The following is a 17,013-nucleotide window of genomic DNA, read 5'->3' on the forward strand; positions in this document are numbered from 1 at the left end:
TTTAGGATCTGTCCGGCTCTATCAGGCTCCCAAGCTCGTGATAGCATCCGCGCCATGAATTTCCCAGGACGAATGACCAGTGGCGCGCTCTTGCTGTCCCTCAGCTGTGTGGCGCTGGCACAAAGTGAATTGGATGTACGGGTCAAACCTTCCGACGACGCACTCAAGGCCAACGTAGAGGGCTACATCGGTGGCGTGGGTGATCGTGACGAGGAGGCCTTGCAGCGCTTCAGTCGCGGCGCCGAAGAGCAGGCGCGCAAGGCCGCCCAGGCGCTGGGCTATTACCAGCCGCAGATCGACAGCGAGGTCAAGGGCGGCAAGACCCCACGGCTGATCCTGACCATCGACCCCGGCGAGCCTGTGCACCTGCGCAATGTCACCCTGCGTGTCGACGGCCCTGCAGCTTCCCTCAAGTCTTTTCGCTTACCCGATAACGCCGCCCTCAAGCCGGGCGCGGTGCTCAACCATGGTCGCTATGAAGACGCCAAGCGGCTGATCCAGAACCAGGCCTCGCGCTACGGGTTTTTCAGCGGGCGGTTCGTCAGCCAGAAATTGAGGGTGGATCCCCAGGCGGGTATCGCCGACATCGAGTTGATCTACGACAGCGGCCCGCGTTATACCCTGGGCCCGGTGCACTTCGAAGGCGATACCCCAATAGATGAAGACCTGCTGCAACGCATGGTGCCGTTCAAGGCAGGTACCGCGTATGACTCCGAACTGATTGCCGAGCTCAACCAGGCCCTGCAATCGAGCGGTTATTTCGAAGGTGTCCGGGTGGACGCGGCGCCCAGTGCAGCGACAGACAACGTGATCCCGGTGGCGGTCAAGCTCGACACTCGCAAGCCGCGCACCATGGGCCTGGGCCTGGGGTTTTCCACCGATGTCGGCCCGCGCGCCAAGGCCAACTGGACGCGCCACTGGGTCAATGCCCAGGGCCACAGTTACGGCTGGGAGACGGAGGTGTCGGCGCCCCGGCAGAACGTCGGCCTGTGGTACGACGTGCCGCTCGACCCGCCGCTGACCGATAAGATGCGCTACGCCGGCGGTTATCAATATGAAGAACTGGCCGACACCGACACTCTCAGCAAGCTGCTGACCGTGGGCCCGGAATGGCACAGCAAGTTGTCCAGCGGCTGGCAGCGGGTGGTCTCGCTCAAGTGGCAGCGTGAGGAATACCGCCTCGGTGACGACTCGGGCCTGAGCACATTGCTGATGCCGGGCCTCAGCTATTCCTACTTGCGCAGCGATAACCGCATCGATCCGCACAACGGCTATCGCCTGCAGTTCGACACCAAGGTGGCCAAGGAGGGGCTCGGGTCGGACAACAACCTTGTATATGGCACCGCCATGGTCAAGGGCCTGACCACGGTGTTCGACAAACATCGCCTGCTGGCCCGGGCCCAGGTCGGCGGCAGCGCTACCAATGGCTATAGATCGATCCCGCCGTCCCTGCGCTTTTTTGCCGGGGGCGACCAGAGCGTGCGCGGTTATGACTACCAGAGCCTGTCGCCGGAGAATTCCGAGGGCGACCGTATCGGCGGGCGCTACATGATCGCCGGCAGCCTCGAGTATCAATATTCAATCGCGGAAAAATGGCGGGTGGCGACATTCGTTGATCAAGGCAACTCCTTCAATAGCCTTGAACTGCCGAGCCTCAAGACCGGCGTAGGCGTTGGCGTGCGCTGGGTGTCGCCAGTGGGCCCGATCCGCCTCGACCTGGCCCATGCGCTGGACGACGAGGGCGGCATTCGATTGCACTTTTCCATGGGGCCCGAGCTGTGAAGCGTGGTTTGAAAAGAACACTACTGGCGCTGGCTGGTTTGCTGGTGGTGGCGGTACTGGCGTTAAGCACCGTGCTGGGGACGAGCTTTGGCAGCCGTTGGGCCCTGGGCCTTGTGCCTGGCCTGAGGGTGGAGAATTTCCAGGGACGATTGGGCGGGCAATGGAGCGCCGATCACCTGTTGTGGGAGCAGGACGCCAGTCGAGTGGAGCTGGATCGGCTGATCTTCGCCTGGTCGCCGCTGTGCCTGGCGCGCATGACGTTGTGCATCGATCAGCTCAAGGCCGACACGGTCAGTCTGCAATTGCCTGAGTCTGCCGATGAGCCAAGCAGCGGCCCCGTCACCTTGCCCGACCTGGATTTGCCGATCGCCATCGAATTGGGCGACGTGCAGATTGGCAGCTTGTTGTTCAACGGCAGCGAACAGCTCAAAGGCTTGCAACTGGCCGCCCACTGGACCACCGAGGGCTTGCAGATCGACTCGGTGCAATTGCAGCGTGACGAGCTGAGTCTGAAGCTGTCCGGGTTGTTGAAGCCGGGCGGCGATTGGCCTTTGCATGCTGAAGGTCAGCTCACCTTGCCGGCACCGGGCGCCACGCCGTGGGCCCTGGATCTGAAAGTCGATGGCGATCTGCTCAAGACCCTCCACCTCAACGCCGACAGCAGCGGCTACCTGCAAGGCCACTTGGTCGGTGAGCTGCAACCGCTCGCCGACAACCTGCCGGCCAAGGTGCGCATCACCGCCGACGGCTTCAAGGCCAGCGCCGACCTGCCGGACACGCTGGTGCTCAATCAGCTTGAATTGACCGGCGATGGCGATCTGAAAAACGGCTACCAATTGCTCGGCAAGGCAACGCTACCGGCCGAGAGAGGGCCGGTGGCGCTGCATCTGCAAGGAACAGTCGACGCCAATGGCGCACAGATCGCCGGCCTGGATCTTGATGCCGGCGACCAGCAGAGCCTGAAGCTCACCGGCCAGTTGGACTGGCGTGAAGGCCTGAGCGCCGATGCGAACGTGGCGTGGCTGGATTTTCCCTGGCATCGCCTTTATCCGCTGATCGACGAGCCCCAAGTAACGCTGCGCAGTTTCGCCGGGGAAGTTTCGTACACCGATGGCAAATACCTGGGCAACTTTCAGGCGGCGCTGGACGGTCCTGCCGGTGCTTTCAGCCTGGGCAGCCCATTCAGCGGCGACCTGACGCAAGTGCATTTGCCAGAACTCAAGCTCACCGCAGGGCAAGGCAAGGCCGAAGGACACGTGGACCTGCAGTTTGCCAACGGCATCGCCTGGGACACGGCGCTGCAATTGTCGGCGATCAACCCGGCGTACTGGCTTGGTGAATTGCCCGGTACGTTGGCCGGGCCGTTGCGCAGCAAAGGGTCGGTGCAAAACGGTGCCCTCAGCCTCGACGCAGACCTGGACCTCAAGGGCAAACTGCGCGGCCAACCGGCGTTGTTCCAGGCCAAGGCCAGCGGCACCGGCGAGCAGTGGAACCTCAGCGCCCTGGACATCCGCCTGGGCGACAACCGCATCAGCGGCACTGGCAGCCTGCAACAGAAGCTCACCGGCCAGATCGACATCAAGCTTGCGCGCCTGGCCCAGCTCTGGCCGCAATTGCGCGGGCAGGTCATCGGTCGTGTCGACGTGGCCGGTACGCTGAAGGCGCCCCAAGGCAAGCTCGGCCTGCAAGGCTCGCAGCTGGCATTCCAGGACAATCACCTGCAAAGCCTTAATCTGGACGCGACGCTCGACAGTGCGCAACGGGGCAAAGTCGATCTCAAGGCCAGCGGCATCCGCGCCGGTGAAACCTCGCTGGGCGTGCTGACGGTAAGCGGGCAGGGCGACATCCGCCAGCAAAAACTCAGCCTGGACCTGCAAGGGCCGCAACTCGACACCAGCCTGGTGCTCGACGGCATGCTCGACCAAGGCAACTGGCGCGGGCGCCTGGCCAGTGGCGAGGTCCAGGCCGGCGGTCAGGATTGGCGCCTGCAAGCCCCGGCGAAGCTGGAACGCCTGGCCAACGGTACACTCAACATCGGCGCCCATTTCTGGCGTTCAGGCCCGGCCAGCCTGTGTGGTGAAGACCAGCGCCTGATGCCGGAGCCCAAGCTGCGTTATCACCTCAAGCAGTTCCCCATCGAAAGCCTGGCCCAGTGGATGCCCAAGGATTTCGCCTGGCAGGGCCGCCTCAATGCCGACCTGCAATTGGACCTGCCGGCCAGCGGGCCAAATGGCCAGATTTTGGTGGATGCCAGCGGCGGGACCCTGCGGATCCGGGACAAGGAACAGTGGCTGGACTTCCCGTACCAGACCTTGACGCTCGACAGCCGCCTGACGCCGAAACGCATCGACACCCGCCTGGATTTCGTCGGCGCCAGGCTTGGCGAATTGATGCTTCAAGCGCAGATCAACCCACTGCCGGCCAGCAAGCCGTTGAGCGGTTCGTTCCGCCTGACCGGCCTGGACCTATCCGTGGCTCGGCCGTTCGTGCCGATGGTGGAAACCCTGACCGGCCATCTGAATGGCAGTGGCACCTTGTCCGGTGGTTTGCTTGAGCCCCAGGTCAACGGCAACCTGACGCTCAGCGACGGTGAAATGTCGGGCCCTGAACTGCCGGTCAGCCTCGAAGCCTTGCAGGTGCGGGCAATGATTGCCGGGGAAACGGTACGGTTGGATGGCGACTGGAAAAGCGGCAAGAGCGGGCAGGGCACGCTGAAGGGGAATATTGGCTGGGGCGAGGCCCTGTCCCTGGACCTGGCGCTCAAGGGCTCGCAACTGCCGGTCACGGTCGAGCCGTATGCGGTACTGGACGTGGCGCCCGACCTCAACATCACGATGCACGGCGAGCGGCTTTCGATTGCTGGCAAGGTCTTGGTGCCCAAGGGCGAGATCACCGTCCGTGAGTTGCCGCCGTCTACCGTCAAGGTGTCGGATGACACGGTGATCGTCGGCCACCAGACCGAGGAGGGCAAGACACCGATCGCCATGGCGATGGACATCGATGTGATCGTCGGCCAAGAGAAACTGGCTTTTTCCGGGTTTGGGCTGACGGCCAACGTGCAGGGCCAGGTGCACATCGGCGACAACCTCGACACCCGTGGCGAACTCTGGCTCAACGACGGTCGTTACCGGGCCTATGGGCAACGGCTGACGGTGCGTCGGGCACGGCTGCTGTTCGCCGGGCCCATCGATCAGCCGTACCTGGACATCGAAGCGATCCGCCAGACCGACGATGTAATCGCCGGCATCCGCCTGAGCGGCAGCGCCGAGCAGCCGACCACGCAGATTTTCTCGGAACCGGCGATGAGCCAGGAGCAGGCCTTGTCCTACCTGGTGCTGGGCCGGCCGCTGAGTACCACGGGCGAAGACAACAACATGCTCGCCCAGGCGGCGTTGGGCCTGGGGTTGATGGGGAGCTCGGGCGTGACCACCAGCCTTGCCAATAATCTGGGGATCGAGGATTTCCAGCTCGACACCCAGGGCAGCGGCGAGGCCACCAGCGTGGTCGCCAGCGGTAATCTGTCGGAGAAACTCAGCTTGCGTTATGGCGTCGGTGTGTTCGAGCCGGCCAACACCATTGCCCTGCGCTACAAGCTCAGCAAGAAGGTCTATCTGGAGGCCGCCAGCGGCGTCGCCAGTTCGCTGGATATCTTCTACAAGCGCGATTTCTGAACCCTTCCACCACATCATTGTGGGAGCGGGCTTGCTCGCGAATGCGGTGTGTCATTCAACAGATGAGTTGACTGATCTAACGCCTTCGCGAGCAAGCCCGCTCCCACATTTCTCTACGTTTGTCTGTCAGTTAGTAGCAAGCTAACTATTTATTTGACATTTGCTGCCTAAGCAGTAATATCTCGACATACATTCACTGCCTAGGCAGCAAACGGTGATCAGATGAAGCATTTCACGCCAGACAACTTTCACAATTGCCATCTCGGCATGCTGCTCGGACGCACTGCGCTGCTCAAGGATCGGATCATCGATACCCACATGGAACCCGTCGGCATCACCGCCGCGCAGTTCAAGGTCCTGATCATCATGGCCCAGTACGGTATCGAGACGCCGGCCGAGCTGTGTCGCTACCTGTCCCTGGACAGCGGTTCGATGACGCGGATGCTCGATCGCCTGGAACAGAAAGGTTTCCTCGTCCGCGAGCGTTCCGCCCAGGACCGCCGTCAAGTGCGCCTGGTGCTGACCGAGGCCGGCCAGGCCCTCGCTGATCGCCTGCCGTACATCGGCGCCCAAGCCATGAACCAGTTGGCCGGCGCCATCAGCCCCGAGGAGCTGAAAATCCTCGAACAGATCCTTAAGAAAATTCTGCTCGCCGCGGGTGACCCCATCACTGTGTCGCGAATGGGGGAGAAATGAAGCGTAGAACCTTGCGTACCCAATTGAGCCTGGTGCTGCTGGCCATGAGCCTGGCCGGCTGCGCCAGCTACAGTGGCCTGAAGACCGAGGGTATCAGCCTCCAGGCCCAGAGCCTCAAGGCCGGGCAGTCGTTGAACGGCGTCACGCTGTCGCCGGCGGCGTGGCCGAAAAGCGACTGGTGGAAAAGCCTTGGCGATCCGCAACTCGATGGTCTGATCCGTGAAGCATTGCGCGACAGTCCGGACATGCAGGTCGCCAGCGCCCGGGTTCATCAGGCCAGTGCCGCTGCCTATGCGGCCAATGCGGCGCGCATGCCGACACTGGACGCCAGTGGTGGCGTCAGCCGTTCGCGTCTGTCCCGTGACCAGGACCCGAGCGGGCAGGGCGGGGCATACAGCACCCTGCGCACGCTGGGTGTGGATTTCAACTACAACTTCGATCTCTGGGGCGGCCAGCGTGCTGCCTGGGAGGCCGCGTTGGGCCAGGCCCGTGCCGCCGAGATCGACCGCCAGGCCGCGCAACTGACTCTCGCCGCCGATGTGGCCCGGGCCTACAGCGACCTGGGCCAGGCCCATATCATTTATGACTTGGCTTCCGAGGACCTCAAGCGCACGCGGCAGATGCTCGACCTGGGCAGGCGTCGCCTGAATGCCGGGATCGACAGCGAGTACCAGTTCCAGCAGACCGAAAGCCTGGAAGCCAGCGCCGATGCGACGCGCATCGACGCGGAAAAACGTCTGCAGAGCGCGAAAATCGCCCTGGCTGTATTGCTGGGCAAGGGCCCGGACCGCGGCAATGAAATTGCCCGGCCCAACGTGTTGCAGGCCAGCGCAGTGGCGTTGCCGTCGAACCTGCCAGCCGAGTTGCTGGGTCGGCGTCCGGACCTGGTCGCGGCACGCTGGCGAGTCGAGGCGGCCAGCAAGAACATCGAGGCCGGCAAGACCAATTTCTACCCCAATCTCAACCTGAGTGCGGCGGCGGGAACACGGTCCTTGCTTGGAGATGCGATGTTCGGCTCGGCCAGCCGGTTCTTCAACGTGGCGCCCACGGTGTCGCTGCCGATCTTCGACGGCGGACGCCTGCGGGCGGACCTGGATGCCCGGGATGCCGACTATGACCTGGCGGTGGCGCAATACAACCAGAGCCTGGTCAGGGCGCTTGGGGATGTCAGCGACACCATCAACCAGTTGCGCGACATCGCCCGCCAGATCGGCGCCCAGCAACATGCCACCGATATTGCCCAGAACTCTTACGACACCGTGGTCCAGCGCTACGGCTCGGGCATCGGTAATTACCTGGACGTGCTGAGCATCGAGCAGCAACTGCTCCAGGCCCAGCGCCAACTGGCGAACCTGAATGCCGAGCAGATCGATTTGTCGATCCAACTGATGCAGGCCCTGGGCGGTGGTTTCGATACCCAGGCCTTGGCCGCGGCCACACCGGCCTCCACTGCGCCGAATAACTGATTCGAGGTACTTGTCATGGCTACTGCCGAAACGACTCAATCCGAACACGCCCAAGACAGCAAGAATTCGCGCAAGCGCAAGGTGATGCTGGGAACCCTGGCGCTGCTGGTCATTCTCGCCGGCCTGGGTGTCTGGGCCTGGCATGAACTCTATGGGCGCTGGAGCGAAAGCACCGACGATGCCTACGTGAACGGCAACGTGGTGGAAATCACGCCGCAAGTCACCGGCACCGTGGTGAGCATCGGTGCCGACGACGGTGACCTGGTGCGTGAAGGCCAGGTGCTGGTGCAGTTCGATCCCAACGATGCCGAAGTCGGGCTGCAAAGTGCCCAGGCCAACCTGGCCCGCACGGTGCGCCAGGTGCGCGGCTTGTACAGCAACGTCGACGGCATGCGGGCGCAGGTCAACGCGCAAGAGGCCGAGGTGCAAAAGGCCCAGGAAAACTACAGCCGACGCAAGAACCTGGCGGCCGGCGGGGCGATTTCCCAGGAGGAACTGTCCCATGCCCGCGACGACCTGACCTCGGCGCAGAACGCCCTGGCCAATGCCCGGCAACAACTCAAGACCACCAGCGCGCTGGTGGATGACACCGTCGTGTCGTCCCACCCCGACGTGCAGTCCGCCGCCGCGCAATTGCGCCAGGCGTACCTGGCCAACGCTCGTGCCACGCTGATCGCACCGGTCACCGGTTATGTCGCCAAGCGCACCGTGCAACTGGGCCAACGGGTGCAGCCGGGTACGGCGCTGATGGCGGTGATCCCGCTGGACCAGTTGTGGATCGACGCCAACTTCAAGGAAACCCAACTGCGTGACATGCGCATCGGCCAGCCGGTGGACATCGAGGCCGACCTGTACGGCAGCGATGTGAAATACAGCGGCACCATCGACAGCCTCGGCGCCGGGACCGGCAGCGCATTTGCCTTGCTGCCGGCACAGAACGCCACGGGGAACTGGATCAAGATCGTCCAGCGGGTGCCGGTGCGGATTCATATCAACCCACAGGAATTGGCCAAGCACCCGCTGCGCATCGGCCTGTCGACCCAGGTCAGCGTCAACCTGCATGACCAGAGCGGCCCGGTACTGGCCCAGCAGCCACCGCAGAAAGCCTCGTTCAGCACCCAGGTCTACGACCGGCAACTGGCCGACGCCGACGCGATGATCACGCGGCTGATCCATGAAAACAGCGCGGTTGCCAGTAAGACGGTGCAGCGCTAGTCAGTATCGCAGGCTGGTCTTTGCATTAGCAGGATGGTGAAAAACCCCTGTGGGAGCGGGCTTGCTCGCGAATGCGCTGTATCAGCCAACACAAATGTTGAATGTGGAATCGCCTTCGCGAGCAACCCCGCTCCCACAGGTTTTGCGTTGTGAGCCAAACGATTTCGCCACCTTCGCTTCATAGGATTTCGCAATGAGCAATAACGCGTCCTTCACGCCGCCCAGCCTGTTGCTCAGCACCATCGGGCTGTCGCTGGCGACGTTTATGCAGGTGCTCGACACCACCATCGCCAACGTCGCCTTGCCGACCATTTCCGGGAACTTGGGTGTCAGCTCGGAGCAGGGCACTTGGGTCATCACCTCGTTTGCGGTGAGCAACGCCATTGCGCTTCCGCTGACCGGATGGCTGAGCCGTCGGTTCGGCGAGGTGAAGCTGTTCTTGTGGGCGACCATGTTGTTCGTGCTCGCGTCGTTCCTGTGCGGTATTTCCACCTCGATGCCGGAACTGATTGGCTTTCGTGTGTTGCAGGGGTTGGTGGCCGGGCCGTTGTACCCGATGACCCAGACCTTGTTGATTGCCGTGTATCCGCCGGCCAAGCGCGGCATGGCCCTCGCGTTACTGGCGATGGTCACGGTGGTGGCCCCGATCGCCGGGCCGATTTTGGGCGGCTGGATCACCGACAGCTATAGCTGGCCGTGGATCTTCTTCATCAACGTGCCCATCGGGGTCTTCGCGGCGATGGTGGTGAAGCAGCAACTCAAGGCGCGGCCGGTGGTCACCAGCCGACAGCCGATGGACTACGTCGGGTTGATCATGCTGATCATCGGGGTCGGCGCGCTCCAGGTGATTCTCGACAAGGGCAACGACCTGGACTGGTTCGAATCGAACTTCATCATTGTCGGTGCGCTGATCTCGTTGGTCGCCCTGGCGGTTTTCGTGATTTGGGAAATGACCGACCGCCACCCGGTGGTCAATCTCCGGCTGTTTGCCTACCGCAACTTTCGCATCGGCACCCTTGTGCTGGTGGGGGGCTACGCCGGTTTCTTCGGCATCAACCTGATCCTGCCGCAGTGGTTGCAGACCCAGATGGGCTACACCGCCACCTGGGCCGGGCTGGCGGTGGCGCCCATCGGGATCCTGCCGGTGGTAATGTCGCCCTTCGTCGGCAAGTACGCGCATAAGTTCGACCTGCGTCTGCTGGCCGGGCTGGCGTTCCTCGCCATGGGCCTGAGTTGCTTCATGCGCGCCGGGTTCACCAATGAAGTGGATTTCCAGCACGTCGCCCTGGTGCAGTTGTTCATGGGCATTGGCGTGGCGCTGTTCTTCATGCCGACCCTGAGCATCCTGATGTCGGACCTGCCACCGCACCAGATTGCCGATGGCGCGGGGCTGGCAACATTTCTGCGGACCTTGGGCGGTAGCTTCGCCGCGTCCCTGACCACCTGGATCTGGATCCGTCGGGCTGATCAGCACCATGCCTACCTGAGCGAAAGCATCAGCACCTTCGAACCGGCCACCCGCGAGGCGCTCAACCAGCTCGGCGGCGCCAGTACCCCGGCCTATGCCCAACTCGACCGGATCCTCACCAGCCAGGCGTACATGCTCTCCACCGTGGATTACTTCACGTTGCTGGGATGGGCGTTCGTGGGGCTGATCGTGCTGGTATGGCTGGCGAAGCCGCCGTTTGCGGCGAAGGCGGGGCCGGCATCGGCGGGGCACTGATCGCGAGGTGAAATGCAATCTCCTGTGGGAGCGGGCTTGCTCGCGAAGGCGGCCTGACAGTCAACCATGATGTTGAATGTGAAGGCCCTTTCGCGAGCAAGCCCGCTCCCACAGGGAATTCAGGTTGGGCTGGAAATTGTGTCAGGTGCTGGCAGCTGCGGCGGCGGGGTAAACCCGAACGGCGCCAGCGCAAACCCCTGTTCATCCACCTGCAAGGCCCAGCCTTGCTTGTCCCAGTCCCCCAGCACAATGCGCCGGGCAGCGTGCTCGCCCAGTTGCAGCTTATGAATGGCGGGACGGTGGGTGTGGCCGTGGACCAGGGTCTTCACCCCGTATTGCTGCATGATCCGCGGGACCTCTTCTGGCGTGACGTCGACAATGTCGTTGGCTTTCATCCGCGTCTGCGCGCGACTTTCGCTGCGCAGCTTGCGCGCCAGCTTCTGGCGGCTGGCCAGGGGCAGGTGGCGCAGGATGAACAGCGTGACCGGGTTGCGCAGCCAGCGCCGCAGTTTCATGTAGCCTTCGTCCCGGGTGCAGAGGCTGTCGCCGTGCATCAGCAGCACCGGTTCACCCTTGAACTGCACGACACTCGGGTCCTTGAGCAGGGTGCAGCCGGCCGCCTTGCAGAAAGCCTGCCCCAGCATGAAGTCGCGATTGCCGTGCATCAGGAAAATGGCCGTGCCGCTGTCGCTCAACTCGCGCAGGGCCTGGCAGATGGAGCGCTGGAACGGGGTCATGGCATCGTCGCCGATCCAGGCTTCGAAAAAGTCGCCCAGAATGTACAACGCTTGCGCCGAGCGGGCGCGTGTGGCGAGTAAATCCAGAAACGCCCGGGTAATGTCCGGGCGCTCCTCTTCCAGATGCAAGTCTGAAATCAGCAGTATCACTCAATGATCTCGGCTTTCTCGATGATCACGTCTTCTGCCGGGACGTCCTGGTGGCCCGCCTTGGAAGTGGTGGAGACACCCTTGATCTTGTCGACGACGTCAGTGCCTTCGACCACTTTGCCGAACACTGCGTAGCCCCAGCCCTGGGTGGTCTTGCTGCTGTGGTTCAGGAAGCTGTTGTCGGCCACGTTGATGAAGAATTGCGCGGAGGCCGAATGCGGCTCCATGGTACGGGCCATGGCGACGCTGTATTTTTCGTTCGGCAAGCCGTTGTCCGCTTCGTTCTGGATGCTCGGGCGCTTGTCTTTCTTTTCTTTCATGCCTGGCTCGAAACCGCCGCCCTGGATCATGAAGTTACCGATGACACGGTGGAAAACGGTGTTTTCGTAATGGCCGGCCTTGACGTATTCGAGGAAGTTGGCAACGGTCAGCGGTGCCTTCTCGGCGTTCAGTTCCAGGACGATGTCGCCGTGGTTGGTGGTCAGTTTGACTTGAGTCATGATCGGTACTCTTTCAAGGAATTCGTGGGTTTCGGGGCTTTGACGCCCGCAACCGGTCTGGCTGTAATCGGCCAGGCTGGGCAGTTTAGCGCGCCATGCGCGAATTTCGAGGCTGTTTTTCATCTGACCGTCGATTAAATTCAATCGTTTACCGGCCTGGCCTGTCAGGTGCTTGACAGCATCGGCTATGATACGGGCTTTGATTTATCAGGCCGCACCCGGCCGCGCACTTGTACGTTCAAGGATCCTATGAGCAAGCCCACTGTCGACCCTACCGCGAATTCCAAGACCGGCCCGGCTGTGCCGGTCAACTTCCTGCGCCCGATCATCCAGGCGGACCTGGATTCGGGTAAGCACACACAGATCGTCACTCGCTTCCCGCCGGAGCCCAACGGCTACCTGCACATCGGTCACGCCAAGTCGATCTGCGTGAACTTCGGCCTGGCCCAGGAGTTCGGCGGCGTCACGCACCTGCGTTTCGACGACACCAACCCGGCCAAGGAAGACCAGGAATACATCGACGCGATCGAAAGCGACGTCAAGTGGCTGGGTTTCCAATGGTCCGGTGAAGTGCGCTACGCCTCGCAGTATTTCGACCAACTGCATGACTGGGCCGTTGAGTTGATCAAGGCCGGCAAGGCCTACGTGTGCGACCTGACGCCCGAGCAGGCGCGCGAATACCGTGGCAGCTTGACTGAGCCTGGCAAGGACAGCCCGTTCCGTGGTCGCAGCGTCGAAGAGAACCTGGACCTGTTCGCTCGCATGCGCGCCGGTGAATTCCCGGACGGCGCACGGGTGCTGCGGGCCAAGATCGACATGGCCTCGCCGAACATGAACCTGCGCGACCCGATCATGTACCGCATCCGTCACGCCCATCACCACCAGACCGGTGACAAGTGGTGCATCTACCCCAACTATGACTTCACCCACGGTCAGTCGGACGCCATCGAAGGCATCACCCACTCGATCTGCACCCTGGAGTTCGAAAGCCATCGTCCGCTGTATGAATGGTTCCTCGAACACCTGCCCGTGCCGGCCCACCCGCGCCAGTACGAATTCAGCCGCCTGAACCTGAACTACACCATCACCAGCAAGCGCAAGCTCAAGCAACTGGTGGACGAGAAGCACGTCAACGGCTGGGACGACCCGCGCATGTCGACGCTGTCGGGCTTCCGTCGTCGCGGCTACACGCCAAAATCGATCCGCAACTTCTGCGAGATGGTCGGCACCAACCGTTCCGACGGCGTAGTGGACTTCGGCATGCTGGAATTCAGCATCCGTGACGACCTCGACCACAGCGCCCCGCGCGCCATGTGCGTGCTGCGTCCGCTGAAAGTCGTGATCACCAACTACCCGGAAGGCCAGGTCGAGAACCTCGAGCTGCCGCGCCATCCGAAAGAAGACATGGGCGTGCGCGTCCTGCCGTTCGCCCGGGAGATCTACATCGACCGCGACGACTTCATGGAAGAGCCGCCAAAAGGCTACAAGCGCCTTGAGCCAGCCGGTGAAGTGCGCCTGCGTGGCAGCTACGTGATCCGCGCCGACGAAGCCATCAAGGACGCCGACGGCAACATCGTCGAGCTGCGTTGCTCCTACGATCCCGACACCCTGGGCAAGAACCCGGAAGGTCGCAAGGTCAAGGGCGTGATCCACTGGGTGCCGGCCGCCGCCAGCGTCGAGTGCGAAGTACGCCTGTACGATCGCCTGTTCCGTTCGCCGAACCCGGAGAAGGCCGAAGACAGCGCCAGCTTCCTGGACAACATCAACCCTGACTCCCTGCAAGTTCTCACGGGTTGTCGTGCCGAGCCTTCGCTGGGCAACGCACAGCCGGAAGACCGTTTCCAGTTCGAGCGCGAAGGCTACTTCTGTGCGGATATCAAGGACTCGAAACCCGGTGCTCCGGTGTTCAACCGTACCGTGACCTTGCGCGATTCCTGGGGTCAGTGATCAAGTCTTAAGGGAAACCCTGTGCTTACGATCTACAACACGCTCACCAAGAGCAAAGAAGTCTTCAAGCCGCTGGATGGCAACAAGGTCCGCATGTACGTCTGCGGGATGACCGTGTACGACTACTGCCACATCGGGCACGGTCGCAGCATGGTCGCCTTCGACCTGGTGACCCGCTGGCTGCGTTTCAGTGGTTACGACCTGACCTACGTGCGCAACATCACCGACATCGAAGACAAGATCATCAATCGTGCCCGCGAAAATGGTGAACCCTACGATGCGCTGACCGAGCGCATGATCCAGGCCATGCACGAGGACGAGGCGCGCCTCAATATCCTCAAGCCGGATCTGGAGCCGCGTGCCACGGACCACATCCCTGGCATGCTGAGCATGATCCAGACCCTGATCGACAAGGGCTACGCCTACGCACCGGGCAATGGCGACGTGTATTACCGCGTCGCCAAGTTCATGGGCTACGGCAAGTTGTCGCGCAAGAAGATCGAAGACCTGCGCATCGGTGCGCGCATCGAAGTCGACGAGTCCAAGGAAGATCCGCTGGACTTCGTGCTGTGGAAGGGCGCCAAGCCGGGCGAGCCGAGCTGGGATTCGCCGTGGGGCGCCGGGCGTCCGGGCTGGCACATCGAATGCTCGGTAATGTCCACCTGCTGCCTGGGCGAGACCTTCGACATTCATGGCGGCGGCAGCGACCTGGAATTCCCGCACCACGAAAACGAAATCGCCCAGAGCGAAGCCGCCACCGGTAAGACCTACGCCAACGCCTGGATGCATTGCGGCATGATCCGCATCAATGGCGAGAAGATGTCCAAGTCGTTGAACAACTTCTTCACCATTCGCGACGTGCTGGACAAGTACCACCCGGAAGTCGTGCGTTACCTGTTGGTGTCGAGCCACTACCGCAGCGCTATCAACTACTCGGAGGACAACCTCAAGGACGCCAAGGGCGCCCTGGAGCGTTTCTACCATGCGTTGAAAGGCCTGCCGGCTGTGCCGCCGGCCGGTGGCGAAGGGTTCGTCGCACGCTTTACCGAAGTGATGAACGACGACTTCGGCACGCCGGAAGCGTGTGCGGTGCTGTTCGAGATGGTGCGCGAGATCAACCGCCTGCGTGAGAGCGATCTCAATGCAGCGGCGGGCCTGGCGGCGCGTTTGAAGGAATTGGCCAGCGTATTGGGTGTGTTGCAGCTTGAGGCTGACGACTTTCTCCAGGCCGGTGCCGAAGGTCGTGTGGACGCCGCCGAGGTGGACGCATTGATCCAGGCGCGCCTGACCGCGCGGACCAACAAGGACTGGGCCGAATCCGACCGCATCCGCGACCAGCTCACCGCCATGGGCGTGGTGCTGGAAGACGGCAAGGGCGGCACGACCTGGCGCCTGGCGGACTGAGTCCACCTGGTCTATGTGGGAGCGGGCTTGCTCGCGAAAGCGGTTTGTCAGTCAATATTTATGTTGCTGACTTGACGCCATCGCGAGCAGGCTCGCTCCCACACTGATTTGCGTCGTGTCTGGCAGAAAAAATGTGGGAGCAAGCTCGCTCCCACATTTTTTTGTGCCCAGTCTGGCAATCATCCTTTTATGAGCTAGTACTGTCAGGTCGATTCGACGTTCTCTGGCAGGGCTCTTCCATGTTGGCTCATTGGTTTCTGGCGGCCATTCATCTTCTTGCGTTCGCCCTAGGTTTCTGGGCGGTGCTGACGCGCGGCACAGCGCTACGACGCCTGGCAGGAGGCGTGGACGCTGTTCGGAATGTGTTGATTGCGGACAATGTCTGGGGCGTGTCGGCGCTGGTGTTATTGGTCACCGGCGGGATGCGGGCTTTTGGCGGCTATGAAAAAGGCTCGGACTATTACCTGCACCAACCGCTGTTCCACCTGAAGATGACCTTTCTGGTGTTGATCCTGTTGCTTGAGATCGCGCCGATGATCACTTTGATCAAGTGGCGCGTGGCCTTGGGCAAGGGGGCGGCGATCGATCCATCGAAAGCCGGGCGGTTTGCGCGGATCAGCCACATCGAAGCCTTGCTGCTGGTCTTGATGGTGATCGCGGCCACCGGAATGGCCCGAGGTGTAAGCCTGGGCTGACCGGCCACATGCCTGCTTCGTTGCCATTAAAACGAAACGTCTGACAGCCATGCTGGTAGCCATGCCATTAGTATCGGTTCACGGGGCTGGACGAAGAATCAAAGGCGGGATGGAGCAGGGTAAGGCTCGGTCGACCTGAATCTTTAGCCAGCCATTGCGTCAATGCAAACGGGCTGGCTACGGACTGCTGCGAGGCTCAGGGAGTTTGCGGTTTGTCAGGGGCGGTAAGGCCTGCCTGAATACGCTGATAAATCTCTTCGCGATGCACCGCAACGTTTTTCGGGGCGTTGATGCCGATCCGGACTTGCTGGCCGCTAACGCCCAGAATGGTGATCGTGATGTCGTCACCAATGTTTATGCTTTCACCGACTTTGCGGGTGAGTATCAGCATGGTGTTCTCCTTGATTGCTTTATAGGGCACCTGATTCAGACAGTGCAGATGTCGGTACTGCTTATAGATTAGTGCTAAGTGTCAGAATGTGGGTGCCTCTTTCTGACGTACAGACGCAGCATTAATTCCCAGGGTGCGACTATACAGAGACGTCGAACAGGATTCTCGTGTTTTGAGCACTGTTTGCGGCGTTCTTGGCGGGCACGGGTGCTAAAATCTGCCCCTCATGTCTTCCGGGGGAAACTGTTGTGCGCAAATTGGCTTGGGTTATCGCGGTAATGATGCTGGCAGGATGTGGTGAAGGACGTGATGTCCAGGCACCGAAGCCCAAGCCCGCCGCGACGTCCGTACCGGTGGCCGCCGCACCGCAATGGGCTGTCGAGGTGCGGGGTGAAACGCCGCAGGCCGTCAGCGACCTGACCGGGTGGCTCATCGAGCACAGCTTCATGTCGAGTGTCGTCAGGGAAAACGGCAAGGACCGGGTCCTGGTTGGCCCGTTCAGTTCCAAGGCCGAAGCCGAAGCCAAGCAAGAGCAGGTCGTTGCCGCGTTGGTTCGGGCGAAAAAACGCAACATCGAGACATTCGTGGTGGATTTCCCGACGGCCCAGTGATCGGGCAGTACAAAACCCACAGTCG

The 17,013-nt window shown here is 61.9% G+C and carries 13 protein-coding genes and 1 pseudogene; 10 read left to right on the plus strand and 4 right to left on the minus strand.

Translation table 11 applies throughout. The annotated features are described in order from the left end of the window. Positions 1-54 precede the first annotated feature (54 nt). Both PFLQ2_RS18675 and PFLQ2_RS18670 read left to right on the plus strand, forming a co-directional pair. Positions 55-1,782, plus strand: coding sequence for an autotransporter assembly complex protein TamA (locus PFLQ2_RS18675; protein WP_003179909.1), 1,728 nt, complete (start codon positions 55-57; stop codon positions 1,780-1,782). Beyond that, positions 1,779-5,453, plus strand: coding sequence for a translocation/assembly module TamB domain-containing protein (locus PFLQ2_RS18670; protein ID WP_003179910.1), 3,675 nt, complete (start codon positions 1,779-1,781; stop codon positions 5,451-5,453). Before PFLQ2_RS18675 ends, PFLQ2_RS18670 begins: the two co-directional genes overlap by 4 nt. A 17-nt stretch (positions 5,454-5,470) precedes the next feature. Here the strand turns inward: PFLQ2_RS18670 and PFLQ2_RS30605 are convergent. Further along, positions 5,471-5,560 (minus strand): annotated as a pseudogene (locus PFLQ2_RS30605) (metal ABC transporter ATP-binding protein); the annotation flags it as partial. A gap of 115 nt (positions 5,561-5,675) precedes the next feature. Here PFLQ2_RS30605 and PFLQ2_RS18665 point away from each other — a divergent pair. The 4 genes from PFLQ2_RS18665 (at position 5,676) to PFLQ2_RS18650 (ending at position 10,553) form a co-directional block, all read left to right on the plus strand. After that, a complete protein-coding gene (locus PFLQ2_RS18665; protein ID WP_003179912.1) occupies positions 5,676-6,149 on the plus strand; it encodes a MarR family winged helix-turn-helix transcriptional regulator in 474 nt (157 codons plus the stop codon). Further along, entirely contained in the window at positions 6,146-7,615 is a 1,470-nt protein-coding gene (locus PFLQ2_RS18660) for an efflux transporter outer membrane subunit (protein WP_003179914.1), read from the plus strand. The genes PFLQ2_RS18665 and PFLQ2_RS18660 overlap by 4 nt, the downstream gene beginning before the upstream one ends. A gap of 15 nt (positions 7,616-7,630) precedes the next feature. After that, entirely contained in the window at positions 7,631-8,830 is a 1,200-nt protein-coding gene (locus PFLQ2_RS18655) for an efflux RND transporter periplasmic adaptor subunit (RefSeq protein WP_003179916.1), read from the plus strand. A 193-nt stretch (positions 8,831-9,023) separates the two neighbouring features. Beyond that, positions 9,024-10,553 carry a DHA2 family efflux MFS transporter permease subunit gene (locus PFLQ2_RS18650; protein WP_003179918.1) on the plus strand — a complete coding sequence of 510 codons (1,530 nt, stop codon included), beginning with the start codon at positions 9,024-9,026 and terminating at the stop codon, positions 10,551-10,553. A gap of 119 nt (positions 10,554-10,672) precedes the next feature. On the opposite strand, the gene PFLQ2_RS18645 is transcribed toward PFLQ2_RS18650, so the two are convergent. Together PFLQ2_RS18645 and PFLQ2_RS18640 are read right to left on the minus strand one after the other, a co-directional pair. Next, the gene (locus PFLQ2_RS18645; RefSeq protein ID WP_003179920.1) at positions 10,673-11,440 is read right to left on the minus strand and encodes a UDP-2,3-diacylglucosamine diphosphatase; all 768 of its coding nucleotides are present in this window, start codon (positions 11,438-11,440) and stop codon (positions 10,673-10,675) included. Continuing rightward, positions 11,437-11,940, minus strand: a complete 504-nt coding sequence (locus PFLQ2_RS18640; protein ID WP_003179921.1) for a peptidylprolyl isomerase — start codon at positions 11,938-11,940, stop codon at positions 11,437-11,439. Before PFLQ2_RS18640 ends, PFLQ2_RS18645 begins: the two co-directional genes overlap by 4 nt. A 249-nt stretch (positions 11,941-12,189) precedes the next feature. Between PFLQ2_RS18640 and PFLQ2_RS18635 the strand changes: the two genes are divergently transcribed. From PFLQ2_RS18635 to PFLQ2_RS18625, 3 genes are all read left to right on the plus strand, one after another. Further along, positions 12,190-13,887: a glutamine--tRNA ligase/YqeY domain fusion protein gene (locus PFLQ2_RS18635; RefSeq protein WP_003179923.1), complete on the plus strand. Its 1,698-nt coding sequence runs from the start codon at positions 12,190-12,192 to the stop codon at positions 13,885-13,887. Positions 13,888-13,908: 21 nt separating this feature from the next. Further along, positions 13,909-15,291, plus strand: coding sequence for a cysteine--tRNA ligase (gene cysS, locus PFLQ2_RS18630; protein WP_003179925.1), 1,383 nt, complete (start codon positions 13,909-13,911; stop codon positions 15,289-15,291). 239 nt (positions 15,292-15,530) lie between these two features. Continuing rightward, positions 15,531-15,986 carry a DUF2214 family protein gene (locus tag PFLQ2_RS18625; protein WP_033045962.1) on the plus strand — a complete coding sequence of 152 codons (456 nt, stop codon included), beginning with the start codon at positions 15,531-15,533 and terminating at the stop codon, positions 15,984-15,986. A 196-nt stretch (positions 15,987-16,182) separates the two neighbouring features. Here PFLQ2_RS18625 and csrA read toward each other — a convergent pair whose 3' ends face one another. After that, a complete protein-coding gene (gene csrA, locus PFLQ2_RS18620) occupies positions 16,183-16,377 on the minus strand; it encodes a carbon storage regulator CsrA (protein WP_003179932.1) in 195 nt (64 codons plus the stop codon). Positions 16,378-16,625: 248 nt separating this feature from the next. On the opposite strand from csrA, the gene PFLQ2_RS18615 reads away from it, so the two are divergent. Next, on the plus strand, positions 16,626-16,988 hold the full coding sequence (locus tag PFLQ2_RS18615; protein WP_003179933.1) for an SPOR domain-containing protein: 363 nt from the start codon (positions 16,626-16,628) through the stop codon (positions 16,986-16,988). The last annotated feature ends 25 nt before the right edge of the window (positions 16,989-17,013 follow it).

Origin of the sequence: Pseudomonas fluorescens Q2-87 (genome assembly GCF_000281895.1) — a bacterium.
GTDB lineage: Bacteria > Pseudomonadota > Gammaproteobacteria > Pseudomonadales > Pseudomonadaceae > Aquipseudomonas > Aquipseudomonas fluorescens_S.